20 protein-coding genes and 1 riboswitch are annotated in these 24,102 nt (G+C 71.5%); of the genes, 12 read left to right on the top strand and 8 right to left on the bottom strand.

Features of this window, described 5'->3' with window-relative positions:
* Positions 1-149 precede the first annotated feature (149 nt).
* The 5 genes from ABEE00_RS30440 to ABEE00_RS30420 all read left to right on the top strand — a co-directional run bounded on the left by ABEE00_RS30440 (position 150) and on the right by ABEE00_RS30420 (position 5,360).
* A complete protein-coding gene (locus tag ABEE00_RS30440) occupies positions 150-1,787 on the top strand; it encodes a tetratricopeptide repeat protein (RefSeq protein WP_345748963.1) in 1,638 nt (545 codons plus the stop codon).
* A gap of 176 nt (positions 1,788-1,963) precedes the next feature.
* Complete coding sequence (locus tag ABEE00_RS30435) at positions 1,964-2,554, top strand: N-acetylmuramoyl-L-alanine amidase (RefSeq protein ID WP_345748962.1); 591 nt, start codon at positions 1,964-1,966, stop codon at positions 2,552-2,554.
* A gap of 48 nt (positions 2,555-2,602) precedes the next feature.
* Entirely contained in the window at positions 2,603-3,508 is a 906-nt protein-coding gene (locus ABEE00_RS30430) for a 1-aminocyclopropane-1-carboxylate deaminase/D-cysteine desulfhydrase (RefSeq protein WP_345748961.1), read from the top strand.
* 473 nt (positions 3,509-3,981) lie between these two features.
* Entirely contained in the window at positions 3,982-4,404 is a 423-nt protein-coding gene (locus tag ABEE00_RS30425; protein ID WP_345748960.1) for an ATP-binding protein, read from the top strand.
* The gene (locus ABEE00_RS30420) at positions 4,401-5,360 is read left to right on the top strand and encodes an RNA polymerase sigma factor SigF (RefSeq protein ID WP_451918699.1); all 960 of its coding nucleotides are present in this window, start codon (positions 4,401-4,403) and stop codon (positions 5,358-5,360) included. Before ABEE00_RS30425 ends, ABEE00_RS30420 begins: the two co-directional genes overlap by 4 nt.
* A gap of 59 nt (positions 5,361-5,419) precedes the next feature.
* Here the strand turns inward: ABEE00_RS30420 and ABEE00_RS30415 are convergent, their stop codons facing one another.
* The gene (locus ABEE00_RS30415) at positions 5,420-5,854 is read right to left on the bottom strand and encodes a hypothetical protein (RefSeq protein WP_345748959.1); all 435 of its coding nucleotides are present in this window, start codon (positions 5,852-5,854) and stop codon (positions 5,420-5,422) included.
* Between the two features lie 75 nt (positions 5,855-5,929).
* Here ABEE00_RS30415 and ABEE00_RS30410 point away from each other — a divergent pair, with 75 nt between their 5' ends.
* The gene (locus ABEE00_RS30410) at positions 5,930-6,898 is read left to right on the top strand and encodes a diacylglycerol/lipid kinase family protein (RefSeq protein ID WP_345748958.1); all 969 of its coding nucleotides are present in this window, start codon (positions 5,930-5,932) and stop codon (positions 6,896-6,898) included.
* Between the two features lie 319 nt (positions 6,899-7,217).
* Positions 7,218-7,481 carry a WhiB family transcriptional regulator gene (locus ABEE00_RS30405; RefSeq protein ID WP_169441636.1) on the top strand — a complete coding sequence of 88 codons (264 nt, stop codon included), beginning with the start codon at positions 7,218-7,220 and terminating at the stop codon, positions 7,479-7,481.
* A 129-nt stretch (positions 7,482-7,610) separates the two neighbouring features.
* Here the strand turns inward: ABEE00_RS30405 and ABEE00_RS30400 are convergent, their stop codons facing one another.
* From ABEE00_RS30400 to ABEE00_RS30380, 5 genes are all read right to left on the bottom strand, one after another.
* Entirely contained in the window at positions 7,611-9,125 is a 1,515-nt protein-coding gene (locus tag ABEE00_RS30400) for a PAS domain-containing sensor histidine kinase (protein WP_345749057.1), read from the bottom strand.
* Positions 9,126-9,606: 481 nt separating this feature from the next.
* A complete protein-coding gene (locus tag ABEE00_RS30395) occupies positions 9,607-11,136 on the bottom strand; it encodes a glycoside hydrolase family 3 protein (protein WP_345748957.1) in 1,530 nt (509 codons plus the stop codon).
* Positions 11,137-11,143: 7 nt separating this feature from the next.
* Positions 11,144-11,974, bottom strand: coding sequence for a carbohydrate ABC transporter permease (locus ABEE00_RS30390; protein ID WP_345748956.1), 831 nt, complete (start codon positions 11,972-11,974; stop codon positions 11,144-11,146).
* Positions 11,971-12,987 (bottom strand): carbohydrate ABC transporter permease, encoded by a 1,017-nt coding sequence (locus ABEE00_RS30385; RefSeq protein ID WP_345748955.1) that lies wholly within the window; start codon positions 12,985-12,987, stop codon positions 11,971-11,973. Before ABEE00_RS30385 ends, ABEE00_RS30390 begins: the two co-directional genes overlap by 4 nt.
* A 90-nt stretch (positions 12,988-13,077) precedes the next feature.
* Positions 13,078-14,352: an extracellular solute-binding protein gene (locus tag ABEE00_RS30380; protein WP_345748954.1), complete on the bottom strand. Its 1,275-nt coding sequence runs from the start codon at positions 14,350-14,352 to the stop codon at positions 13,078-13,080.
* Between the two features lie 278 nt (positions 14,353-14,630).
* Between ABEE00_RS30380 and ABEE00_RS30375 the strand changes: the two genes are divergently transcribed.
* The 5 genes from ABEE00_RS30375 (at position 14,631) to ABEE00_RS30355 (ending at position 22,214) form a co-directional block, all read left to right on the top strand.
* Positions 14,631-15,428, top strand: a complete 798-nt coding sequence (locus tag ABEE00_RS30375; protein ID WP_345748953.1) for a GntR family transcriptional regulator — start codon at positions 14,631-14,633, stop codon at positions 15,426-15,428.
* Positions 15,429-15,530: 102 nt separating this feature from the next.
* The gene (locus tag ABEE00_RS30370; RefSeq protein ID WP_345748952.1) at positions 15,531-17,699 is read left to right on the top strand and encodes a carbon starvation CstA family protein; all 2,169 of its coding nucleotides are present in this window, start codon (positions 15,531-15,533) and stop codon (positions 17,697-17,699) included.
* A gap of 123 nt (positions 17,700-17,822) precedes the next feature.
* Positions 17,823-18,317: a GNAT family N-acetyltransferase gene (locus ABEE00_RS30365; protein WP_345748951.1), complete on the top strand. Its 495-nt coding sequence runs from the start codon at positions 17,823-17,825 to the stop codon at positions 18,315-18,317.
* A 149-nt stretch (positions 18,318-18,466) separates the two neighbouring features.
* Positions 18,467-18,604, top strand: a riboswitch (cobalamin riboswitch).
* A gap of 134 nt (positions 18,605-18,738) precedes the next feature.
* Positions 18,739-21,180, top strand: a complete 2,442-nt coding sequence (locus tag ABEE00_RS30360) for a ribonucleoside-diphosphate reductase subunit alpha (RefSeq protein WP_451918698.1) — start codon at positions 18,739-18,741, stop codon at positions 21,178-21,180.
* Entirely contained in the window at positions 21,180-22,214 is a 1,035-nt protein-coding gene (locus ABEE00_RS30355) for a ribonucleotide-diphosphate reductase subunit beta (RefSeq protein ID WP_345748950.1), read from the top strand. The genes ABEE00_RS30360 and ABEE00_RS30355 overlap by 1 nt, the downstream gene beginning before the upstream one ends.
* Positions 22,215-22,296: 82 nt before the next feature.
* On the opposite strand, the gene def is transcribed toward ABEE00_RS30355, so the two are convergent.
* Positions 22,297-22,926, bottom strand: a complete 630-nt coding sequence (def, locus tag ABEE00_RS30350; RefSeq protein WP_345748949.1) for a peptide deformylase — start codon at positions 22,924-22,926, stop codon at positions 22,297-22,299.
* Positions 22,927-23,052: 126 nt separating this feature from the next.
* Positions 23,053-24,054 carry a tetratricopeptide repeat protein gene (locus ABEE00_RS30345; protein WP_345748948.1) on the bottom strand — a complete coding sequence of 334 codons (1,002 nt, stop codon included), beginning with the start codon at positions 24,052-24,054 and terminating at the stop codon, positions 23,053-23,055.
* Positions 24,055-24,102 lie beyond the last annotated feature (48 nt).

The raw sequence follows: 24,102 nt of genomic DNA, 5'->3' as shown, positions 1-24,102 counted from the left end.
CACATGCTCCCGCCCCCGGACCGTGTGCGGTTGGCTGGATGCATTCCGTACACCCCCGTACGCAATGCCGCCCACGGCACCCCCGTACGCCGACATGAGGAGGAACTCCCCCGTGAACGACCCGATTCGAGACCGGTACGGCATAGGTCATGCCGTCATCTGACCGCCGCACCAGAACCCCCAACCACGCGCTGCGCGCGCTCCTGCGGGAGACCGAGTGGACCCAGGAGGCGTTCGCCAGGGCCATCGCGGCGCTGGGCGCCGAGGCGGGCGTCCACCTGCGCTACGACCGCACCTCGGTCGCCCAGTGGCTGCGCGGCAGCCGCCCGGCGCCCCGGGTGCGGCTGCTCATGGCCGAGGCGCTGTCCCGCAAGCTGGGGCGCCCGGTCGCCGTCGCGGAGCTCGGCATGGGCGACAGCCCGCAGCGCCGCGGCGCGCGCTCCGCGCACCCCGCCGACCGCGTCGCCGCGCTGACCAGGCCGGTCGTCGGCCCGCCCCGGGCGGCCCAACCGCCCGCAGCGCCCTACCAGTTGACCCTGCTCACCCGCCCCCGCCATCCCCGCGCGGGGTCGGGCGCGGGGCCGGGTACGGGACCCGGCTCAGGATCCGGCGCGGGCTCCACCCCCGGACCCGGCTCGGGCTCAAGCTCAGGCTCGGGCCCGAACTCCGGCCCGGCCCCCGGCTCACCTCCGGCGCACGGCGCACAGGGAGCGCAGTGCGGCACCGCCCCGCGCGCCGGTTCGCCCGCTCCGGGTGCGCCCGGCGCGCCCGGAGCGCCGAGCCCGGCGGTGCCCCAGCTGAGGCCGCCGGGCCCCGCGCCGGCCTCGGCCGCCACCCCGCGCCCCACCCACACGGTGCGCCGCACGAGCCCCGACGAGGTGGCCTCGGTGCGCGAACACGTGCGCTTCTTCGCCCAGCAGGCCGACCGGCACGGCGGCGGCCACATCCGCACCCCGCTCGCCGCGTACCTGAGCGGCCTGGTCCGCAGGCTGCGCACCGGCGGCGACGGCCCGCACCACGCGCAACTGCTGGCGGGCGCGGCCCGGCTGAGCTACCTGCTGGCCAGGGTGTACGCGGACGAGCAGCGGCACGGCCTCGCCCAGCGCGCCTTCCTCACCGCGGCCGAGCTCGCGGAGGAGGGCGGCGACCCCGAGGGCGTGGCCCTGGCGCGGCGCGCGCTGAGCACCCAGGCGCACCAGTTGGGGCACGCCGCGCACAGCCTCGCGCTGGCGGAGTCCGCGTGCGAGGCGGCGCCGTCCGGCGCCGAGCCCTCGGCGCGCGCCTTCCTGTACGCGGGCCTCGCCGTGGCACAGGCGGCGGGCGGCGAACGGGACCGCGCTGTGCGGACGCTGGGCCGCGCCGAGCACGAACTCGCCCGTGCGCCGGCCGACCTGACCAGCGGCCCGGAGAGCCCGAACGGCGAACCGGTCGGCGCCTACCAGGACGCCGCGCTGCTCTACCAGGCCGGCAAGGTCCGCGCCGAGCTGGGCGACCGCGCCGGCGCCATCGGCGAGTTGCGCTCCTCGCTGCGGCAGCGCCCCGAGGGCGAGCGCCGCTCCCGCGCGCTGAGCCACGCCGAGCTGGCCGAACTGCTGCTCGCCTCTGGAGAGTTGGAGGAGGCGTGCACGGCGTGGCAGGTCTTCCTCGAGGACTGCTCGCTGGTCCGCTCGGGGCGTGCGCGCCGCGCCCGCGACCGCATGCCGCGGCTGCTCCGCCCGTACGCCGGAGAGCACTGCGTACAGGCCCTGTTGCTGCGGTTCCCGGTGCGGGGGACGGATGCGCGATAACCGGGCGCGAAGCCGCCGTGAAAGTCCACACTGGTGCGGCCGCACACGCGCCGCGGCCCCGTCCGGCACCGTCCGGGCGGGGCGCCGCGGCCGAGTAAGGGCGCGGCGCGCCGGGCATCAACGGCGCGACGGCAACAACCGAACGGCGATACGAAGTTCAGGGAGACGGGGGCAGCATGGCCACACCCATCACCGCGAACGCCTTGGTCGAAGCACTCCAGAAGGAGGGCGTGAAGGTCGAGGAGGTCCGCGACTGGCGGAACCACAACCGCAACCAGAAGGGCCCCTGGGGCCCGGTGCACGGCGTGGTGATCCACCACACCGCCACCAACGGCGCGAAGGAGACCGTCGACCTCTGCTACGACGGCCGCGCCGGGCTGCCGGGGCCGCTGTGCCACGGGGTCATCACCAAGGACGGAACGGTTCACCTGGTGGGCCACGGGCGGGCCAACCACGCGGGTCTGGGCGACGACGACGTGCTCGACGCGGTGATCGCCGAGCGGAAGCCGCCCCGCCCCAACGAGATGAACACCGACGGCAACCGCTACTTCTACGGCTTCGAGTGCGAGAACCTCGGCAACGGCGAGGACCCCTGGCCGCCCGAGCAGCTCGACGCCATCGCGCGCGCGGCCGCCGCGCTGTGCAGGCACCACGGCTGGAACTCCCGCTCCGTCATCGGCCACCTGGAGTGGACGGCGGAGAAGTCCGATCCGCGCGGCTTCACCATGGACGACATGCGCGAGAAGATCGAGTCGCGGCTGAAGTGAGCACCGGGCCCGCGGGCCTCCGGCGGCGGGTGCGGGAGAATCGGAAGCGTGTCCGCGCCCGCCTCCTCCCCCGCCGCCCTCGGCCCGCGGCTGCCGTCCCCGCTCCAGGAGCTGGAGGACCCGCGCTTCACCGCGTACGGGGTGCGGCTGCTGCTCAAGCGGGACGACCTGATCCATCCGGCGCTGCCCGGCAACAAGTGGCGCAAGCTGGAGCCCAATCTGCGCGCGGCCCTCGACGCCGGCCGCCGCACCCTGCTCACCTTCGGCGGCGCCTACTCCAACCACCTGCGCGCCACGGCGGCGGCGGGCCGCCTCCTGGGCCTGTCCACGCTCGGCGTCGTACGCGGCGAGGAGCTGGCGCACAGGCCGCTCAACCCCTCACTGCGGCAGTGCGCCGAGGACGGCATGCGGCTGCGCTTCGTCTCCCGCGCCGACTACCGCCGCCGCGCCGACCCCGCGTACCAGCGCGAGCTGTGCGCCGACCTCGGCTGCGAGGAGGCGTACGTGGTCCCCGAGGGCGGCAGCAACGCCCTTGCCGTGCGCGGCTGCGCGGAGCTGGGCCGGGAGCTGCGCGGGCGCGCCGAGGTGGCGGCCGTCGCATGCGGCACGGGCGGCACCCTCGCTGGCCTCGCGGCGGGGCTCGGCCCGGGGCAGCGGGCGCTCGGCATACCGGTGCTCAGGGGCGACTTCCTCGCGCACGAGACGGAGCGGCTGCAGCGGGAGGCCTTCGGCGGGCCGCGCGGCACGTGGACGGTGGACGGCCGCTTCCACTGCGGCGGCTACGCCCGCACGACCCCGGAACTGGACGCCTTCGCCACCGACTTCGCGGCCCGGCACGGACTGCCGGAAACCGAGCGCGTGTACGTGGCCAAGCTGCTGTACGCGCTGACCTCCCTCGCACGCGAGGGCGCCTTCGCCCCGGGCAGCAGGATCGCCGCGGTCATCACCGCCTGACAGAATCCGCGACGTTGCGTGACGCCTTCGCTGTCGCTCTGTGCGAACGGAAGCGCACGCTCCGGAAATTCGCTCACCCTGCGTACTTGCCAGAGAATCCGCCCCGGGCGCACTATTAACGCCCCTAGGACTGGGTACGGGAGGAGTGCCGAAGATTTCGCACCACCGCGATCCCCCAAAAACATCAACGGAGCGTAATCATCCCGGAATTGGGGTTCCCCACCCCTAGCCACGGATCGTGCCCTTATGTTTACTATGGGTGACGTCTTCGGGGTGGTGCACCAGTGATCCGCACGGGCGACATCGCGTCGCGGATCGCGATAGCGTCACAGGCGAACGATCCACCGTGCCGGCCCGCGGTCCTCCGGGGCCAGTCCCGCGGAAGCACACCGGTCCGCGGAACGGCGGCGGCCCCCGGCGCATTCGTAACAGCGAAACGAGCCCAACGGGCTTGCGTCCCCTTGGAGGTGAGGGTGTCCCAGATCGCAGGCGAGCCCGCGGAGCAGGACACGCAGGACTTCGTGGAGGTCCGGCTGCCCGCAGCGGGTGCCTATCTGTCGGTGCTGCGTACGGCCACCGCCGGCCTCGCGGCCCGCTTGGACTTCACCCTCGACGAGATCGAGGATCTGCGGATCGCCGTGGACGAGGCGTGCGCGATCCTGCTCCAGCAGGCCGTTTCCGGATCCGTCCTCAGCTGCGTCTTCCGGCTCGTCGGCGACTCGCTCCGGGTCACCGTCTCCGCGCCGACGACCGACGGCCGCGCCCCGGAGCGGGACACCTTCGCCTGGACGGTGCTCTCCGCGCTGGCCGGCGAGGTCGACTCGGCGGTCTCCGAGGACCGCACGGTGAGCATCAGCCTGCACAAGAAGCGCGGTGCGGGTCCCGGAGCATCGTGACCGAGCACGAGGCGAGGGAGATGTGGATCGGCCGCAACGGGGCGGCGGCCGGTCCCGGCGTCCCTGAGCAGGCGCGGCCGCACCCGGCCGACCCCAGCAGTCAGCTATCGGAGCAGGCAGAGCGGGCGGACGCGATGGACCAGCAGCACGAGCAGCACGGGACGGGCGAACAGCCGGTGCGCGCGGCCGGGCAGTTCGACCCGCAGGACCGCGCCGGTGCGCGCACCCTCTTCATGCAGCTTCGCAAGCTCCCGGAGAACTCGCCGGAGCGCGCCGAGCTGCGCAACCAGCTCGTGCGGATGCACCTGCCGCTCGTCGAGCACCTGGCCCGCAGGTTCCGCAACCGCGGGGAGCCGCTGGACGACCTCACCCAGGTCGCCACGATCGGCCTGATCAAGTCCGTCGACCGCTTCGACCCGGAGCGCGGCGTGGAGTTCTCCACGTACGCGACGCCGACGGTCGTGGGCGAGATCAAGCGGCACTTCCGCGACAAGGGCTGGGCGGTCCGTGTGCCGCGCCGCCTCCAGGAGCTGCGGCTCTCGCTGACCTCGGCCACCGCCGAGCTCTCCCAGCGGCACGGCCGCGCGCCCACGGTGCACGAGCTGGCGCAGCGGCTCTCCATCTCCGAGGAGGAGGTGCTGGAGGGCCTGGAGTCGGCGAACGCCTACAGCACGCTCTCGCTGGACGTGCCGGACACCGACGACGAGTCCCCCGCGGTCGCCGACACCCTCGGCGCCGAGGACGACGCGCTGGAGGGCGTGGAGTACCGGGAGTCGCTGAAGCCCCTGCTGGAGGAGCTCCCGCCGCGGGAGAAGAAGATCCTGCTGCTGCGCTTCTTCGGCAACATGACCCAGTCGCAGATCGCGCAGGAGGTCGGCATCTCGCAGATGCACGTCTCCCGCCTCCTGGCCCGCACCCTGGCCCAGCTCCGCGACAAGCTGCTGGTCGAGGAGTAGGCCCGGCCGGTCGAGGAGCAGGCCCGCGGGGGCCGGGCCGCCACCCGGCTCTCCCGCTCTCAGTCCTCCCGCGGCCCCACGCCCAGCGCCTCGGTCGCGGTGGGGTTCACCACGCAGGCCAGCACCGCCACGGCGGCGGCCGCGAGCACCACGGCGAGCGCCACGTACGCCCCGCCGTTCTGCGCGAACTGCCACGCCACGGGAAGCGCCAGCAGCTGCACGATCATCGCCGGGCCGCGGCTCCAGCGGCGCAGCAGCCACAGCCCGCGCGCGGCGGCCAGCGGCAGCACGCTCAGCGCCAGCACGGTCACGGCCATGGTCACGGCCTGCGTCATCTGGTCGGGCTTGTCGGTGAACAGCAGCACCAGTGAATAGAGCCCGAACCCGAGGACGACCACCCCCTCCAGCGCGGTCAGCACGGCGGCCGCCACGAGGCGCCGGGGCCGCTGCGCGGCCGAGGGGTTCACGGGTACGGGAACAGGCTTGTCACTCACACCGGCCAGGGTAGCCACCGCGCAGAGGGGGACTCTCGGGACCACCTCCACAGGACCTGTGGGTAACCTGCCCCCATGCGCGCACTTCTCGTGGTCAACCCGGCAGCCACCGACACCAGCGCGCGGACGCGTGACGTCATCGCCCACGCCCTCGCCAGCGACCTCAAGCTGGAGGTCGTCACCACGGAGTACAAGGGGCACGCACGCGACCTCGCACGGCGGGCCGCCGAGGGCGGCGAGACCGATCTGGTGATCGCACTCGGCGGCGACGGCACCGTCAACGAGATGGTCAACGGGCTCCTGCAGGACGGCCCCGACCCTGACCGCCTGCCCCGCCTCTCCGTCGTCCCCGGCGGCTCGACCAACGTCTTCGCCAGAGCCCTGGGCATGCCGAACCACCCCGTCGAGGCCACCGGCGCGCTGCTGGACGCGCTGCGTGAGGGCCGCGAGCGCACCGTCGGCCTCGGCCTCGCCTCCGGCGTCCCGGGCACCGACGACGCGGAGGTGCCGCCCCGCTGGTTCACGTTCACGGCCGGGCTCGGCTTCGACGCGGGTGTCGTCGGGCGGGTCGAGCAGCACCGCGAGCGCGGCAAGCGTTCGACCCACGCCCTCTATGTGCGGCAGGTCGTACGGCAGTTCCTCAACGAGCAGCACCGGCGCGGCGGCACCATCACGCTGACCCGCCCCGGCGAGGACCCCGTCGAGGGGCTGGTGCTGTCGATAGTCAGCAACACCGCGCCGTGGACCTTCCTGGGCAACAGGCCGCTCTACTCCTCGCCCTCCGCTTCCTTCGACACCGCCCTCGACGTGCTCGGACTCAGCCGGCTGACCCCGGCCGCCGTCAGCCGGTACGCGAGCCAGCTGCTCACGTCCTCGCCCGAACGCGGCCCGCACGGGAAGCACGCGGTGTCCCTGCACGACCTGACGGACTTCACCTTGCAATCGCAGGTGTCACTGCCGTTTCAGATGGACGGTGACCACCTGGGAGTGCGTACCGGCGTGCGCTTCACAGGCGTACGGCGTGCACTGCGTGTGATTGTGTAAGCGGAAGGGCCTAAAGTCCTTCTACTCGAACGTTTAGACCAGGGTCCACCCCCTGGAAGTACCGCTGTGAGCCAGGCGACACCAAGGATTCAAAAAAAACTTTCCGGAAGGGGTTGTATCCGTCGCCGAGGTTTGCGAGTCTCTTCATGGCGATCGGGACGGCCCCTCTTCGGCGGCCCCCTTGAGAGCTCGAATCCCCCTCCTCAGTTCCAGTGGGACCCGCATCACAAACGAGCGGTTCCCCTTCCCTTGCGGAGGGATTCGTGAAAGCGTTCACATTCACAAGCAACGAGCCCGCAACAGAGGAGAGGTAGCAGCCATGGACTGGCGTCACCACGCCGTTTGCCGCGAGGAAGACCCCGAGCTGTTCTTCCCCATCGGCAACACCGGTCCTGCGCTGCTGCAGATCGAGGAAGCCAAGGCCGTCTGCCGCCGCTGCCCCGTGATGGAGCAGTGCCTGCAGTGGGCCCTGGAGTCCGGCCAGGACTCCGGTGTCTGGGGTGGCCTCAGCGAGGACGAGCGCCGTGCCATGAAGCGCCGCGCCGCTCGCAACCGGGCGCGGAACAACGCCGCGTCCGCCTGAGGACGGCACCCAGGCGCTGCCCAAGCTGCTCCCCCGAGTTCGCAGCGCGCAGTGCTCGACTGAGCCCCGGTTCCCTTTCGATGGGACCGGGGCTTGTTGCTGTCCTGGCGCGCCCCGCGGGGTGCGCGCTCAGTGCTCCGGCTGCTCGCGGCCCGGGCGCTGTTCGGCCGGTACGGGGAGGTCGAAGACGACGCGGGTGCCGCCGTCCGGGGCCGGCAGCATGTCGAAGGTGCCGCCCAACTCGCCCTCCACCAGCGTCCGTACGATCTGCAGGCCCAGATTGCCGGCGCTCTTGGGGTCGAAGCCCTCGGGCAGGCCGCGGCCGTTGTCCTGGACGGTGACCAGCAGCCGGGCCTCCTCCCTGCCGGAACCGCCGCCGCGCACGGCGCCGACCTCGACGGTGCCCTGTTCGCCGGTGTCGGGGTAGCCCGTACCGAAGCCGTGTTCCAAGGCGTTCTGCAGGACCTCGGTGAGGACCATCGACAGCGGGGTGGCGACGTCGGCGCCCAACACCCCGAAGTGGCCCGTGCGGTGGCCCTTCACGCGGCCCGGTGAGATCTCGGCCACCATCGCGAGCACGCGGTCGGCGATCTCGTCGAACTCGACACGTTCGTCGAGGGTCTGGGACAGCGTCTCGTGCACGATGGCAATCGAACCGACCCGGCGCACCGCCTCGTTCAGCGCCTCCTTGCCGCGGTCCGAGTCCATCCTGCGGGCCTGGAGGCGGAGCAGCGCGGCGACCGTCTGGAGGTTGTTCTTCACCCGGTGGTGGATCTCCCGGATGGTGGCGTCCTTGGTCATCAACTCCCGCTCGCGGCGCCGCACTTCGGTGATGTCGCGGAGCAGGATCAGCGAGCCGATGCGGGCGCCCTTGGGCTTCAGCGGGATGGCGCGGAGCTGGACGACGCAGTCGTTGGCCTCGACCTCGGCGCCCCGCGGGGCCCAGCCGCTGGCCATCTTGACCAGCGCCTCGTCCACCGGCGCGCGGGACGGGGCGAGTTGGCCCGTGGCCTCGCCCAGGTGTACGCCGACGAGGTCGAGGGTGAAGCCGAGGCGGTGGTAGGCCGAGAGCGCGTTGGGGCTCGCGTAGAGCACCACGCCGTCGGCGTCGAGGCGGATCAGGCCGTCGCCGACGCGCGGGATGTGGTCGATGTCGAGCTGCTGCCCGGGGAACGGGAAGGCGCCGGCGGCGATCATCTGCGCGAGGTCGGACGCGCTCTGCAGATAGGTGAGTTCGAGGCGTGAGGGCGTGCGGACGGTCAGCAGGTTGGTGTTCCTGGCGATGACGCCGAGCACCCGGCCCTCGCGGCGTACCGGGATCGACTCGACCCGCACCGGCACCTCCTCGCGCCACTCCGGATCGCCCTCGCGCACGATCCGTCCCTCGTCCAGCGCGGCGTCCAGCAGCGGGCGGCGGCCCCGCGGGACGAGGTGGCCGACCATGTCGTCCTGATACGAGGTGGGCCCGGTGTTGGGGCGCATCTGGGCGACCGACACATAGCGGCTGCCGTCCCTGGTGGGCACCCACAGCACGAGATCGGCGAAGGAGAGGTCGGCCAGCAGCTGCCACTCGGAGACCAGCAGGTGCAGCCACTCCAGGTCGAGATCCGAGAGAGCGGTGTGCTGGCGTACGAGGTCGTTCATGGAGGGCACGTGCGCGAGCCTACCGGCGGCGCGCAAACGGATGTCCGCACGGGGCTGACGGGGAGCACCGGTGTGCGCAAGAATCTACGACAGCGGTCGCCGCAGGGCATCGCTTCCGTTCAAGACGTGGAGTTGGGCGAAGTGCGTGGAATGCGCCGCGTACGCCGCCTGGACACCCCCGAGTGGTCTAGTCCACAATTGCACCGGGACAATTGAACAAGCAGCGAAGACAACAGACTTCTGCCCTCCCCGCACAGGAGGGCAGAACGAGACCGCGGCGCTCTCTGCCCTGACCGCGCCGGGGTCTTGGAGGTCCGGGCTGCGGTGCCGGGAGGGTTGAGGGTCCCGCCCAGGCGCCGCGGCCCGCGGCATTTCTCACGCGGGTTCCCCTGGGAGCCCGCGTTTTTCGTGCGCGTACGCGCGGGCATGCGCGAGGGCCGGTACGTCGGCGACGTACCGGCCCCTTCGACGGCGTACGGCTCTAGTCGTCCTCCTGTGCGCCCCCGATCACCTCCGCTGCCGCGCGGCCGCAGACCCGTGCGGCGCCGTGCGTGGCGATGTGCAGGGCGCCGGAGGGCGGGGCCTGCGGGACGCCCATCTCCACCACGACCGTTTCGGGGCGCGCGGCGACCAGGGCGCGCAGGGCCCCGGCCATCCACGGGTGCCGGTGCTCGTCGCGTACCACCGCCACGACGCGGCGCTCCCCCGCGTCCGCGAGCAGGCGGGCGGCGAGGGCCTGCGGGTCACCGGCTTCGGCCGCGCCGTAGGAGGCGGTGGCGGTGCCGGGGAGCAGGTGCTCCAGCTCGGCGGCGACGCCCCAGGGGGTCTCGTCACCGACCGCGATGTTGGCGTACGGGGTGAAGGCGGCGACGAACGGCGGCGCGGAGAGGGGCTCCCGGGCCCCGGTCACCCGCAGTGCGCGGCGCGCGGCGCGCAGTCCCGTGCCGCTGTCCTCGTGTGCGGCGGCCGACTCGGCCCTGCGCTGGGCCGCCGCCCAGTCGGCGAGGGCGCGGACGCGGGAGGCGGCCTCGGCGAGGCGGTGTTCGGGGAGCTCGCCCTCGTGGACGGCGCGTACGAGCGCGTCGCGCAGGCCGAGCACGGTGTCCTCGTCCGCCAGGTGTCCGCCGACGCACAGCGCGTCGGCGCCCGCGGCGATCGCGAGGACCGCGCCGCGCTCGATGCCGTGGGTGTCGGCGATCGCCTTCATCTCCAGCGCGTCGGTGACGATCAGGCCCTGATGGCCGAGTCCGCCCCGGTCGCGGGGCGCGCGCAGCAGCCCGGTGAGCGCGGCGGCGCTCAGGGTCGCCGGGCGCTCCGCGTCGAGCGCGGGCAGCAGGATGTGCGCGCTCATCACGCACTTGCTGCCCGCGGCGATCGCGGCGCGGAAGGGGACCAGTTCGCGCGCGTGCAGGGTGCCGAGGTCGGCGTCGACGCGGGGCAGCGCGAGGTGGGAGTCCTCTGCGGTGTCGCCGTGCCCGGGGAAGTGCTTGACGCAGGCGGCGACGCCGGCGTCCTGGAGCCCTTCCACGTACGCGACGGTGTGCCGGGCGACCAGCTCGGGATCGGCGCCGAAGGAGCGGACCCCGATGCCCGGGTTGTCGGGGTTGGAGTTGACGTCGGCCGAGGGCGCCCAGTTGAGGTTGACGCCGCAGCCGGCGAGGCGGGCGCCGAGTTCGCGAGCGACCCGGCGGGTGAGCGCGGGGTCGTCGATGCGGCCGAGCGCGAGATTGCCGGGGAACGAGGAGCCCGTACGGGATTCGAGACGGGTGACGTCGCCGCCCTCCTCGTCGATGGCGACCAGCACGTCGGGGCGCGCGGCGCGCAGCTCGGCGGTGAGCGCGGCGAGCTGCTCGGGCGAGGCGATGTTGCGGCCGAACAGGCCGACGGCCGCCAGCCCTTCGCCGAGCCGGCGCAGCAGCCACGCGGGCGCCTCGGTGCCGGTGAAGCCGGGCTGGAGTACGGCGAGCGCGTCCCTGGTGAGGGTGGAGGCGTCGCGGGCGAGGGTCGTCATGTGCGCACTATCCCTTCACTGCGCCGGAGGTGAGTCCGCTGACCGCCTTGCGCTGGAGGTAGACGAAGAGCAGCAGGACGGGGATGGCGAAGAGCGAGGCGGCGGCCATGGTGGCGCCCCAGTCGTCGCCGAACGCGGTCTGGAACTTCGACAGCCACAGCGGGAGCGTCTGCGCCTCGGCGTTCTTGTTGAGGATCAGCACCATCGGGAACTCGTTCCACGCGGTGATGAAGCCGAACAGCGAGGTGGCCATCAGCCCCGGTGCCAGCAGCGGGAAGATGACCTTCACGAACGCCTGGACGCGGGTGCACCCGTCGACCATCGCCGACTCCTCCAGCTCCTTGGGCACGGCCGCCACGTAGCCGCGCAGCGTGAGCAGCGTGAGCGGCAGGACCATGACCGTGTAGAAGAGCGTGAGCGGGATCAGGCTGTTGAGCATGTCGGCGTCCCTGACCAGCATGTAGATCGCGATCACCATGACCTCCCAGGGCGCCATCTGGGCGATCATGAAGGTCAGGATGAGGCTCTTGCGGCCGCGGAAGCGCATGCGGGCCAGCGCGAACGCCGCGAGCAGCGCGATCGTCAGGGAGAGCAGCACGGCGAGCGCCGTGACGGTGACGGAGTTCCGCACGAGGGTCCAGAAGTTCTCCGCCGCGATCGCCGTGCGGAAGTGCTCCAGTGTGGGGCTGTCGGGGAACCAGACGGGGGTCTCGCTGATGATGTCGCCGTTGGGCTTCAGCGCCGTGTTGAACATCCAGTAGACCGGGAAGACGAAGAACGCGAAGAGCACGAGGGCGGTCGCGTTCGGCCAGATCCGGCCGAGGAGTGAGCGGCTCACCGTGCGGACTTCCCTTCGTTCTCGGCGGTGCCGGCGTCCATGTCCTCCGCGTCCTCCTGGCGCAGCACGATGCGCAGGTAGTACGACATGAGCCCGAGCAGGACCAGGATGGTGAGCACCGAGATCGCGGCGCCCATGCCGTAGTGCTGGTTGCCGACGCCCTCGACGAAGGCGTACACCGGCAGCGTCTCGGTGAGGCGGTCCGGGCCGCCCTCGTTGACGGCGAAGACCTGCGGGAACGCCTTGAAGATCCAGATGACTTCGAGGAACGTCGTGGCCAGCAGGAACGGCTTGAGGAACGGCATCGTCACGGAGGCGAAGCTCTTCCAGGCCCCGGCGCCGTCCAGCGCGGCCGCCTCGTACAGCTCGCGCGGGATCGTGGTGGTCGCGGCGTACAGGTTGATCGCGACGAACGGAATCGACGTCCAGACGATCAGAAGCGACACCACGAAGAACGTGGAGAGCTGGCTGCCAGTCCAGTTGTAGTCGGCCATGGACGCGAAGCCGAGCTTGGCCAGCACCCAGTTGACGACGCCGAAGCGCTGCGCGAACAGCCACTGGTAGACGGTGGTCGCGGCGATGATCGGCATGGCCCAGGCGAGTACGAGGCCCACCGAGAGCAGCAGCCGCATCTTGCTGCCGAGCCGCGCGAGCAGCAGGCCCACCAGGGTGCCGCCCACCATGATGAGCACGACGTTCGCCGCGGTGAACAGCACCGAGCGCAGCGTCACCCGCCAGAAGTCGGACCCGCCGAGCACGTCGGCGTAGTTGCCGACGCCGTTCCACTCGGTGAGGTGCTGGATGAGCTGCGTCATGTTGAGGTTCTGGAACGACAGCACGACGTTCCGCACCATGGGCCACCCGAGCAGCGCGGCGGTGACCGCGAGCGCGGGGAGCATCAGCAGGTAGGGCAGCGCCCTGCCGCTCCGCCGCGGCTCCCCCGGCGGGCCCGGTGGCCCGGCCTCCTGCGGCGCCCTCTGCACCGGCGGCGCCTCACCGGCCTGAACTGACATGTCTACTCCGTGAGTCGAGGTCCGCCGAACCCGCATGCGTGACCGGCGGGCGCCCACGTCCCAGACGCACGCCGGTCACGCGCCGTGCGGCTACTGCTGTTGCGCGAGCCGCTTGTCGAACTCCGCCTGTACGGACTTCGCGGCCTCCGCGTGCGGGCGGCCCTTCAGTACGGCGGTCATGTAGGTCTTGATCGGGTTCGGCGGGTTCTCCACCGCGCCCCACTCGGGGATCAGCGGGGTCATGCCGCCCCCGGGCACGGCGGGCGCCGCGGCCTCGGCGACCGGGTTGCCCTTGAGCTGGGCCTCCAGGGCGCGCTTGTTCGGGATGACGCCGCTCTCCTTGGCCAGGGCGCCCTCGTACTTGTCGGAGAGGGCGATCTTCAGGAACTCCTTGGCCAGCTCCTGCTTCTGGCTGCCCGCGGCGATGGCGAGGTTGGAGCCGCCGAGGAACACGCCCTCGGGGGTGCCGGCCTTCTCACCGGGGATGGTGAAGGAGCCGATGTCCTTCTCCATCTTCGGGTTGGCCTGGACGGCGGTGGCCACCTCCCAGCCCATGCCGATGAAGGCGCCGGTCTTGCCCTTGGCGAAGACCTTGCCCTGCTCGGGGGTGGCCTCGTCCTTGTCCTTGGGGGCCTTGGAGTACGAGGCGTACTTCTTGTAGACCTCCATGGCCTCGCCCACCTTGGGGTCGGAAAGGTTGGAGACCCACTTGCCGCCCTGCTTCTTGACGAGCTGGGCCTTGTTGCCGATGAGCAGGCCGTCGAAGAAGTACCAGTTCTGGCCCGGCATGTAGACGGGCTCGGCGTCGGTCTTCTTCTCGATGGCGTCGAACGCCTTGAAGAGCTCGGCGCGGGTCTTCGGGGTGCCCTTGAGGCCCGCCTGCGCCCAGATCTTCTTGTTGTAGATCACGGTGCGGTTGGCCACGAACCACGGGGCGGCGAACTGCTTGCCCTGGTAGACGGCCGACTTGTTCACCGAGGGCGTCCAGTCGGCGCCCAGGCCCTTCTTGAGGTCGCCGAGCTCCAGGAGCCCGCCGGTCTTCGCGTACGCCGGGGTCTGGGTGTTGCCGACCTCGATCACGTCCGGCGGGTCCGACTCGGAGAGCGCCGTGGTGATCTTCTGCTGGATGCCGTTCCACTGCTGGACTTCGAGCTTGAGCTTCGCGCCGGTCTTCTTCTCGAAGGCGGCACGCACGTCCTTCTCCCACTGCTTGGGCGTGGAACCGTCCATCGCCCAGACGGTGAGCGTCTTGCCCTTGAAGCTCTCGGCTCCCCCGCCGCCCTTCTGGCCGTCGTCGGACCCACAGCCCGCAACACTCACCGTCAGCGCCACGGCTCCCACCGCGGCCATGAGCCCACGTTTCACAGCATCCTCCCCTGCACACTGATGTGGCTCTATTGGTTTAGACCAGTCGGCAGCTTGGCCTAGACCTAATGGGGTGTCAACGGTGTATAAAGCTCGCTGTCGCTTCCGTTACCGGACCGACATCTGAGCCGGGACGCCCCGAACGGCCGCGCCCGTGCCACGATGTGAGCCGCGCAGGCCGGTCAGGACCGGGTGGACGGCAGGAGCCGACGGTCAGGGCGGACTACGCGTGGGAGGAGCCGGTGACGGCAGCAGCACACGACTCGGGAAGGCGTGCCATGGGTACGGACGGGGGCGCGGCCTCTACCGCCTCAGCAGCGTCCGCGGAAGCGGAGACCGCCGGGGGCAACGGAGCGGGACGCACCGCCCGCGTCCCCAAGTACTACCGCCTGAAGCGGCACTTGCTGGAGATGACCGAGACGCTCCCGCCGGGCACGCCCGTGCCGCCCGAGCGCACTCTGGCCACCGAGTTCGACACCTCGCGCACCACGGTCAGGCAGGCGCTCCAGGAGCTGGTGGTCGAGGGCAGGCTGGAGCGCATCCAGGGCAAGGGCACCTTCGTGGCCAAGCCGAAGGTCTCCCAGGCGCTCCAACTCACCTCGTACACCGAGGACATGCGCGCGCAGGGCCTGGAGCCCACCTCGCAGCTTCTGGACATCGGCTATGTCACGGCCGACGACCGGCTGGCCGCGCTGCTGGACATCCCGCCGGGCGGCCGGGTGCTGCGGATCGAGCGGCTGCGGCTGGCGAGCGGCGAGCCGATGGCCATCGAGACGACCCACCTGTCGCAGAAGCGCTTCCCGGCGCTGCGGCGGAATCTGGTCAAGTACACCTCGCTCTACACCGCGCTGGCCGAGGTGTACGGGGTGCACCTGGCCGAGGCCGAGGAGACGATCGAGACCTCGCTGGCCACCCCGCGCGAGGCCGGGCTGCTGGCCACCGACGTGGGGCTGCCGATGCTGATGCTCTCCCGGCATTCGCTGGACACCTCGGGCGAACCGGTGGAGTGGGTGCGCTCGGTGTACCGCGGCGACCGCTACAAGTTCGTCGCCAACCTCAAGAGGCCCGCGATGTGACCGTGTTGAGCCCTTACGGGGTGTGGCGCGGGTCTCTCGCGTGCTCTACGGTCCGGATCGTCGTGAGTGAGTGATCCTTCGGGCCGAGAGGGGGCCGCCGGAGTGCCTACCGAGAGACCGCGTACCACCGCACAGCGCACCGTCGCACCACGTACCGTCGTCGTCTGGACCGCCGTCGCGCTCGTCGGCGCCTGCGCCTGGGCGGTGCTCGCGCTCGCCCGCGGCGAGGACGTCTCGGCCGCCTGGATGGTGGCCGCGGCGCTCGGCTCGTACGCCATCGCCTACCGCTTCTACGCGCGCTTCATCCAGACCCGCGTGCTCAAGGCGGACAGGAACCGGGCCACGCCCGCCGAACGGCTGAACAACGGCGTGGACTTCCATCCCACCGACCGGCGGGTGCTGTTCGGGCACCACTTCGCCGCGATCGCCGGCGCGGGACCGCTGGTGGGGCCCGTCCTGGCCGCGCAGATGGGCTATCTGCCCGGCACCATCTGGATCATCGCGGGCGTGATCTTCGCGGGCGCCGTGCAGGACATGGTGACCCTGTTCTTCTCGATGCGCAGGGACGGCAAGTCGCTGGGCCAGATGGCGCGCGAGGAGATCGGCCCGGTGGGCGGGGCGGCCGCGCTGCTCGCGGTGTTCGCCATCATGATCATCCTGCTCGCGGTGCTGGCCCTGGTCGTGGTGAACGCCCTCGCCGAGTCGCCCTGGGGCACCTTCTCCATCGCGATGACCATCCCGATCGCGCTCTTCATGGGCGTGTACCTGCGCGTGCTGCGCCCCGGACGGGTCAGCGAGGTGTCGCTGATCGGCGTCGCGCTGCTGCTCCTCGCGATCGTGGCGGGCAACTGGGTCGCCGAGTCCTCCTGGGCGGAGACCTTCACGCTGGAGCCGGGCACCCTGGTGGTCTGGATGCTGGTGTACGGCTTCATCGCCTCCGTACTCCCGGTCTGGATGCTGCTCGCGCCGCGCGACTACCTGTCCACCTTCATGAAGATCGGCACCATCTCGCTGCTGGCGGTCGGCGTGGTCGTCGCGCTGCCCGGCATGAAGATGGACGCGGTCACCGACTTCGCCACCAAGGGCACGGGACCGGTCTTCGCGGGCTCGCTCTTCCCCTTCGTCTTCATCACCATCGCGTGCGGCGCGCTCTCCGGGTTCCACTCGCTGATCGCCTCGGGCACCACCCCGAAGATGATCCAGAAGGAGACCCAGATCCGGATGATCGGGTACGGGGCGATGCTGATGGAGTCCTTCGTCGCCGTGATGGCGCTGGTCGCGGCCAGCATCATCGACCCGGGCCTGTACTTCGCGATGAACGCTCCGGCGGGCGTGATCGGCGACTCCGTGCAGTCGGCGTCCCAGGCGGTCGCGGGCTTCGGCTATCACATCTCGCCCGACCAACTGGCCGCCGCTGCCAAGGCCGTCGAGGAACACTCGCTGCTCTCGCGCACGGGCGGGGCGCCCACGCTGGCGGTCGGCGTGTCCGAGATCTTCTCCCAGGCGTTCGGCGGCGCCGGGATGAAGGCGTTCTGGTACCACTTCGCGATCATGTTCGAGGCGCTGTTCATCCTCACCGCGCTGGACGCGGGGACCCGGGTGGGGCGCTTCATGCTGCAGGACACGCTCGGCAACGTGATCCCGAAGTTCCGCAACGTGAGCTGGCAGCCCGGGATCTGGCTGACCAGCGGCGTCGTGGTGGCCCTGTGGGGCTACTTCCTGTGGGTCGGCGTGCACGAGCCGCTGGGCGGGATCAACCAGCTCTTCCCCCTGTTCGGCATCGCGAACCAGCTCCTCGCCGCGGTCGCGCTGGCCGTCGCCACCACGCTGCTGATCAAGTCGGGGCGGCTCAAGTGGGCCTGGGTGACCGGGATTCCGCTGGTCTGGGACGCGGTGGTCACGCTGACCGCGAGCTGGCAGAAGGTGTTCTCCTCCGATCCGAAGGTGGGCTTCTTCCAGCAGCGTTCGGACACCCAGGCGGCCATCGCGCAGAACAAGGTGCTCCCGCCCGCCAAGACCATGGACGACATGCACACCATCGTCACCAACACCACGGTGGACGGCGTGCTGTCGGCCCTCTTCGCGCTGCTGGTCGTGGTGGTCCTGGCGGACGCGGCCCGCACGTGTGTGAAGTCGCTGCGGCTGCAACGGGCGGGCATCCCCTCCGAGTTGCAGGAGGCGCCGTACGAGGAGTCGCGGATCACCGCGCCCGACGGGCTGATCTCCACCAAGGAGGAGAGGGCGGAGCTGGCGGCTGCGCAGCGGGAGTGAGCGAGCGTGCGTGGCTGCTCGCGCGTGACCGCTGACGCGGTGACCTGCGCATGAGACCCCAAGTGCCCCACTGGCGGCCGCCGTTCGCGGCGATTGTCAGTGGGGGGCTTCATGCTTGCTCCCATGGACATCACCATCAGGAGCGCGCGTCCGGAGGAGCTGGACGAGATCGGCGAGCTGACCGCCGGGGCCTACGCGTCGGACGGCCTGCTCGACCCCGGCGACCCCTATCTGGACACGCTGCGGGACGCGCGGTCGCGGGAGGGCGCGGGCGAGATGCTGGTCGCCGTCCCGCGCGAGGGCGGCCCCGTGCTGGGCAGCGTGGTCTTCGTCCCGCACGGCACGCGGCTGGCGGAGATATCCGCGCCCGACGAGGCGGAGTTCAGGATGCTCGCCGTGCGCTCCGAGGGACGCGGCCGCGGCACCGGCGAGGCACTGGTCCGCGCCTGCATGGACCGCGCGCGGCTGCTGGGGGTGCGGCGCCTGGTGCTGTCCACGGGCGAGCGGATGAGGGCGGGCCACCGGCTGTACGAGCGGCTGGGCTTCACCCGCACCCCCGAGCGCGACTGGAGCCCGGTGCCGGACGTGAGGCTGATGACGTACGCACTGGAGCTGTAGCCGGAGCGGGAGCCGGAGCCGGAGTTGAAGCCGTCGCCGGAGCTGTGGCCGGAGCCGTGTCCCCGGGCCGCACAGGCGTGGCCCGCGGAAAGATCGCTTGACCCGCGACACAAGATATGGGGTGGGCCGCACAAGCCAACACAACATGTATGCTCGTGTTCGCTGTCGCCGCAGGGGAATCCGGTGCGAATCCGGAACTGTCCCGCAACGGTGAGCGTGGGCCCCTCATGCCCGTATGAGGGCCGGCCCGCGCGAGTCCGAGTGCCTGCCGGCAGTGGGAAATGTCGTCCGGGCTTCGTGGGTTGGGCCGGTGGACGTCGTGGGGTGTGCCCCGTTGTGCCCTGCCCTGGTGGCACCGCACGCCCCCGCGGCCTCGTGCACCACCCGTCGCGGCCCCCGCCACGCGAGGGAGAGCACGTCCGTGACCATCGCACCAGCAGCACCCGCCGCATCCTCCGGCGCGGCCGGTCCTTGTGACAAGGAGCCCGGCTCAGACCCCGGGCGCCCCGAGGAACGCCTGCTGCGCACGCTCGGAGAGCTGACCGAGGGCCTGCCCGCCACCGACCCCGAGCGGATCGCCGCCGCCGTGCGCCGCGGGCGGCAACCCGGCGCGGACTACGCCGAGTTGCACGGCCTCGCCACCGAGACGGCCGCTGGCCTGACCGCAGAGGAGCCGGAGTATTCGCGGCTCGCCGCGCGGCTGCTGACCCTCTCGGTGCGGGAGGAGGCGGCCTCGCAGGGCGCGGACTCCTTCTCCGCCTCGGTCGCCGCCGGGCACGGCGAGGGGCTGATCGCGGACGGGACGGCCCGCTTCGTGCGGCTGCACGCCGAGCGGCTCGACGCGCTGGTGGAGCGGGCGGTGGCGGACGGCGCGGACGACAGGTTCGGCTACTTCGGCCTGCGTACGCTGCACTCCCGCTATCTGCTGCGGCACCCCACCACCCGCAAGGTCATCGAGACGCCGCAGCACTTCCTGCTGCGGGTGGCCTGCGGTCTGGCCGAGGACGACTCCGAGCGCGCCCTCGACGACGTGGCCGAGCTGTACGGGCTGACCAGCTCGCTCTCGTACCTGCCCTCGTCGCCCACGCTGTTCAACTCCGGCACCCGGCACCCGCAGATGTCCTCCTGCTATCTGCTGGACTCCCCGCTGGACGAGCTGGACTCGATCTACGAGCGGTATCACCAGGTCGCGCGGCTCTCGAAGCACGCGGGCGGCATCGGGCTGCCGTTCTCCCGCATCCGCGCCCGCGGTTCGCTGATCCGCGGCACCAACGGGCACTCCAACGGGATCGTGCCGTTCCTGCGCACCCTCGACTCCTCGGTGGCCGCGGTCAACCAGGGCGGCCGGCGCAAGGGCGCGGCCTGCGTCTACCTGGAGCCCTGGCACGCGGACGTCGAGGAGTTCCTGGAGCTGCGGGACAACACCGGCGAGGACGCCCGGCGCACCCACAACCTCAACATCGCGCACTGGATCCCGGACGAGTTCATGCGCCGTGTGGAGGCCGATGCGGAATGGTCGCTGTTCTCCCCCGCTGACGCGCCGGAGCTGGTGGACCTGTGGGGTGAGGAGTTCGACGCGGCGTACCGGAAGGCGGAGGCCGAGGAGCGGTACGTACGCCGCGTCCCCGCGCGGCAGTTGTACTCGCGGATGATGCGCACCCTCGCGCAGACCGGCAACGGCTGGATGACCTTCAAGGACGCCTCCAACCGCACGGCCAACCAGACCGCCGAGCCGGGCAGTGTGGTGCACTCCTCGAACCTGTGCACCGAGATCCTGGAGGTCACCGACGACTCCGAGACCGCCGTGTGCAACCTCGGCTCGGTCAATCTCGCCGCGCACCTGGACGAGGACGGCGAGCTGGACTGGGAGCGCCTGGACGCGACCGTGCGCACCGCGGTGGCCTTCCTGGACCGCGTGGTGGACATCAACTTCTATCCCACGGGCCAGGCCGGAGCCTCCAACTCCCGCTGGCGGCCGGTCGGTCTGGGCCTGATGGGGCTGCAGGACGTGTTCTTCCGGCGGCGGCTCGCCTTCGACTCGGCCGAGGCCCGCGAGCTGTCCACGCGGATCTCCGAGCGCATCATGCTCGCCGCCTACGAGGCGTCGGCCGATCTCGCCGAGCGGCACGGCCCGCTGCCCGCGTGGGAGCACACCCGCACCGCGCGCGGCGTCCTGCACCCCGACCACTACGCGGACGCGGCGCCGCACTGGCCGGAGCGCTGGGAGGCGCTGCGCGCGCGCATCGCTCAGACGGGCATGCGCAACGCGCTGCTGCTCGCCATCGCGCCGACGGCCACCATCGCGTCCATCGCGGGCGTGTACGAGTGCATCGAGCCGCAGGTGTCCAACCTCTTCAAACGCGAGACCCTCAGCGGTGAGTTCCTCCAGGTCAACGCGTACCTGGTGGAGGAGCTGAAGCGGCACGGGCTGTGGGACGGCCAGGCGCTGGAGGCCCTGCGGGACGCCAACGGCTCGGTGCAGGACCTGGAGTGGGTCCCCGAGGAGGTGCGCGCGCTGTACCGCACCGCGTGGGAGCTCCCGCAGCGCGCCGTCATCGACATGGCCGCGGCCCGCACCCCGTACCTCGACCAGAGCCAGTCGCTCAACCTGTTCATGGCCGCGCCGACCATCGGGAAGCTCAGCTCGATGTACGCGTACGCCTGGCGACAGGGCATCAAGACCACGTACTACCTGCGCTCGCGTCCCGCCACGCGCATCGCGCAGGCGGCGGGCGGCGGCACACGGACCGCGGCCGGCGACTCAGCCCCGACCGCCGCGCCCACCCTGCCCGTCCAGCAGGCGGACGAGGAAGCCGCCGCCTGCTCCCTGGAAAACCCCGAGTCCTGCGAGGCCTGCCAGTAATGCCGACCGCCGACGACACGACCACCACCGGTACGCAGAATCTGCTCGACCCCGGCTTCGAGCTGACCCTGCGCCCCATGCGCTACCCGCACTTCTACGAGCGCTACCGGGACGCGATCAAGAACACCTGGACCGTCGAGGAGGTCGACCTCCACTCCGACGTGGCCGACCTCGCCAAGATGACGCCGGGCGAGCAGCACATGATCAGCCGGCTGGTGGCGTTCTTCGCGACCGGCGACTCGATCGTGGCGAACAACCTCGTGCTCACGCTCTACAAGCACATCAACTCGCCCGAGGCGCGGCTGTATCTCTCCCGGCAGCTCTTCGAGGAGGCCGTGCACGTCCAGTTCTATCTGACGCTGCTGGACACCTATCTGCCCGACCACGACGAGCGGGTGGAGGCGTTCGCCGCCGTCGAGAACATCCCGTCGATCCGCGAGAAGGCGCAGTTCTGCTTCAAGTGGATGGACTCGGTCGAGGAGATGGACCGGCTGGAGAGCAAGGAGGACCGCCGCCGCTTCCTGCTCAACCTGATCTGCTTCGCGGCCTGCATCGAGGGCCTGTTCTTCTACGGGGCCTTCGCGTACGTGTACTGGTTCCGCTCGCGGGGCCTGCTGCACGGCCTGGCCACCGGCACCAACTGGGTGTTCCGCGACGAGTCCATGCACATGTCGTTCGCCTTCGACGTCGTGGACACGGTCCGGCAGGAGGAGCCCGAGCTCTTCGACGACGAGCTCGAGAAGCAGGTCACCGCGATGCTGGAGGAGGCCGTGGAGGCGGAGCTCCAGTTCGCGCGCGACCTGTGCGGCGAGGGGCTGCCCGGCATGAACACCGAGTCCATGCGGGAGTACCTGGAGGCCGTCGCCGACCAGCGCCTCGCCCGCCTGGGCTTCCCGGTCCGCTACGGCTCGCACAACCCCTTCTCCTTCATGGAGCTGCAGAACGTCCAGGAGCTGACCAACTTCTTCGAGCGCCGCGCCTCCGCTTACCAGGTGGCGGTCGAGGGCTCGGTCTCCTTCGACGACGAGTTCTGACGGCCGGCGCCTCCTGAGACGCGGAAGAGCCCGGGACCGGAGGGGGGTCCCGGGCTCTTCGCGCTGCCGGGCAGCGCGGCGATCACTCGTTGGGGACCGTGGGATAGCGGGGCGTGCCCTCGGCCATCTGGCGCAGGGCGTCCTTGCGTTCGCGCTTCGAGAGGCGGTCGATGTAGAGGTAGCCGTACAGGTGGTCCGTCTCGTGCTGGAGGCAGCGCGCGAAGTAGCCGGTGCCCTCGATGGCGACCGGCTTGCCCTCGGCGTCCTGGCCCCGCACCACGGCGTAGTCGGGCCGGGCCAGCGGCGCGTAGGCGGTCGGCACGGACAGGCAGCCCTCGTTGGAGTCGTCCAGCACGCGCCGCTCGGCGGGGACTTCGTCCAGCACCGGGTTGCACACCGCGCCCACGTGCCGCACGCCCTCGTCGTCCATGCAGTCGTAGACGAAGACCTTGAGGTCGACGCCGATCTGGTTCGCCGCGAGGCCCACGCCCTCGGCCGTGCGCTGGCTCGCGAACATGTCGTCGATCAGCGCCGCGAGCTCCGCGTCGAACTCGGTGACGTCCTTGCACTCCTTGTGCAGCACCGGGTTGCCGACGACGGTGATGGGCCGCGAGGTGCCGCGCTCCCGGTGCGCGGTCTCCCGCGCCTCACAGTCCTGGGTGTCGTCGATGAACTCGCCGACGCCCGCGTTCTTCTCCTGCTGCCGCACCATGCCGCCGTACGCCTTCCTGCCACTGACCTGACCGGCCGGAGAACCGACCAGCGAATTGAAGAATCGTCGCCCTACAGGGTACGGGGCGCCGGAAGGCGCCGGGTCTGCCGCAGGCCCCGTGTGCGCTCAGCAGACCTCTTCCAGGTCGCGCCACTCCCGGGTGTCGGGGCTGTCCGCGACCCAGCCGTCCAGCAGCCCCCGCACCAGCGAGGCCGGCGCCGCGAGCCCGCACTCGCGCTCGGGCACCCACACCTGCCCGGGGCCGCCCGCCGTCATGTGGCCCAGCGGTCCCGGCTGGCCCGGCCTGCTGTGGTCGTGCGGGTCCAGGTGGGCCGAGCCGTCGCCCTCGTCGGTGGGCATCCGGCTCTCCGAACAGGACCGGCACAGCAGCCGCACGGACGAGGACCAGTCCTCGGCCGCGAAGCCCGCGTCCGCCGCCAGCCGCTCCAGCGCGTCCCTGTCGGCCTCGCTCGCGGCCTCCAGCAGCACGACCCAGGTCGGCACCGGGGACGGCGCCCACAGCTCGATCTCGTCGAAGACCGGGTAGGAGGGACCGGCCGTGGTCGTGCGCTCACCGTGCGGCACGCCGTCGTGCAGGACCACCTCGCCCCAGCGGCGCCCCGAGGAGGGCAGCGGGATGCTCTGGATCTCCAGCCTGGCGGGATCGATCCTGCGGCCCCAGACGACCTCGGCCTCGCCCTCGGGGGAGAGCCGTACGGCGGCGCTGCCGAGCTGCATCCCGCTGGGCTCGGCCGCAGCCGCGGCGCTCTGCGCCTGGCCCGGCACCCGCAGCCCGTACGCCTGCCAGGCACGCCGTGCCAGCGGCCAGTCCTGGAGGGCGGTCGCCGCGATGCCCACGTTCCACCAGTCGGGGGCGCCGGTCTCGCGGTCCAGCAGCGCGACCGCGCGCAGCCCGGCGGCCCGCGCCTGCTCCCAGTCGTGCCGGAACTTGTGCAGCAGCGCCAGGTTGAACCAGGACTCGGACAGCCACGGCTCCAGATCGGCGGCACGGGTGAGCAGCGCGCCCGCGTCCTCGTAGCGCCCGTCGCCGATGAGCGTGAACGCGCGGTCCGTGGCCTGCCGCCAGGAGGCGGAGGGCCGGTGCCGCACCTTGCCGAAGATCCTCACGATGTTCCCGCCTGATTCCCGCCTGTTGCCGTGCTCGCCTGCTCGACC

Source organism: Streptomyces odontomachicola (assembly GCF_039605595.1).
GTDB lineage: Bacteria > Actinomycetota > Actinomycetes > Streptomycetales > Streptomycetaceae > Streptomyces.
The sequence above is the reverse complement of the archived record's forward strand: the minus strand, read 5'-3'. Positions and strand labels throughout refer to the sequence as shown.

Bases quoted from the DNA above. Each gene is read 5' to 3' on its own strand.
- ABEE00_RS30405 (WP_169441636.1), top strand. From the start codon at position 7,218: ATGGACTGGCGTCACCACGCCGTTTGCCGCGAGGAAGACCCCGAGCTG.
- ABEE00_RS30440 (WP_345748963.1), top strand. From the start codon at position 150: ATGCCGTCATCTGACCGCCGCACCAGAACCCCCAACCACGCGCTGCGC.
- ABEE00_RS30410 (WP_345748958.1), top strand. From the start codon at position 5,930: ATGCGCGCACTTCTCGTGGTCAACCCGGCAGCCACCGACACCAGCGCG.
- ABEE00_RS30375 (WP_345748953.1), top strand. From the start codon at position 14,631: ATGGGTACGGACGGGGGCGCGGCCTCTACCGCCTCAGCAGCGTCCGCG.
- def (WP_345748949.1), bottom strand. From the start codon at position 22,926: ATGGTGCGGCAGCAGGAGAAGAACGCGGGCGTCGGCGAGTTCATCGAC.
- ABEE00_RS30400 (WP_345749057.1), bottom strand. From the start codon at position 9,125: ATGAACGACCTCGTACGCCAGCACACCGCTCTCTCGGATCTCGACCTG.
- ABEE00_RS30395 (WP_345748957.1), bottom strand. From the start codon at position 11,136: ATGACGACCCTCGCCCGCGACGCCTCCACCCTCACCAGGGACGCGCTC.
- ABEE00_RS30365 (WP_345748951.1), top strand. From the start codon at position 17,823: ATGGACATCACCATCAGGAGCGCGCGTCCGGAGGAGCTGGACGAGATC.
- ABEE00_RS30435 (WP_345748962.1), top strand. From the start codon at position 1,964: ATGGCCACACCCATCACCGCGAACGCCTTGGTCGAAGCACTCCAGAAG.
- ABEE00_RS30355 (WP_345748950.1), top strand. From the start codon at position 21,180: ATGCCGACCGCCGACGACACGACCACCACCGGTACGCAGAATCTGCTC.
- ABEE00_RS30385 (WP_345748955.1), bottom strand. From the start codon at position 12,987: ATGTCAGTTCAGGCCGGTGAGGCGCCGCCGGTGCAGAGGGCGCCGCAG.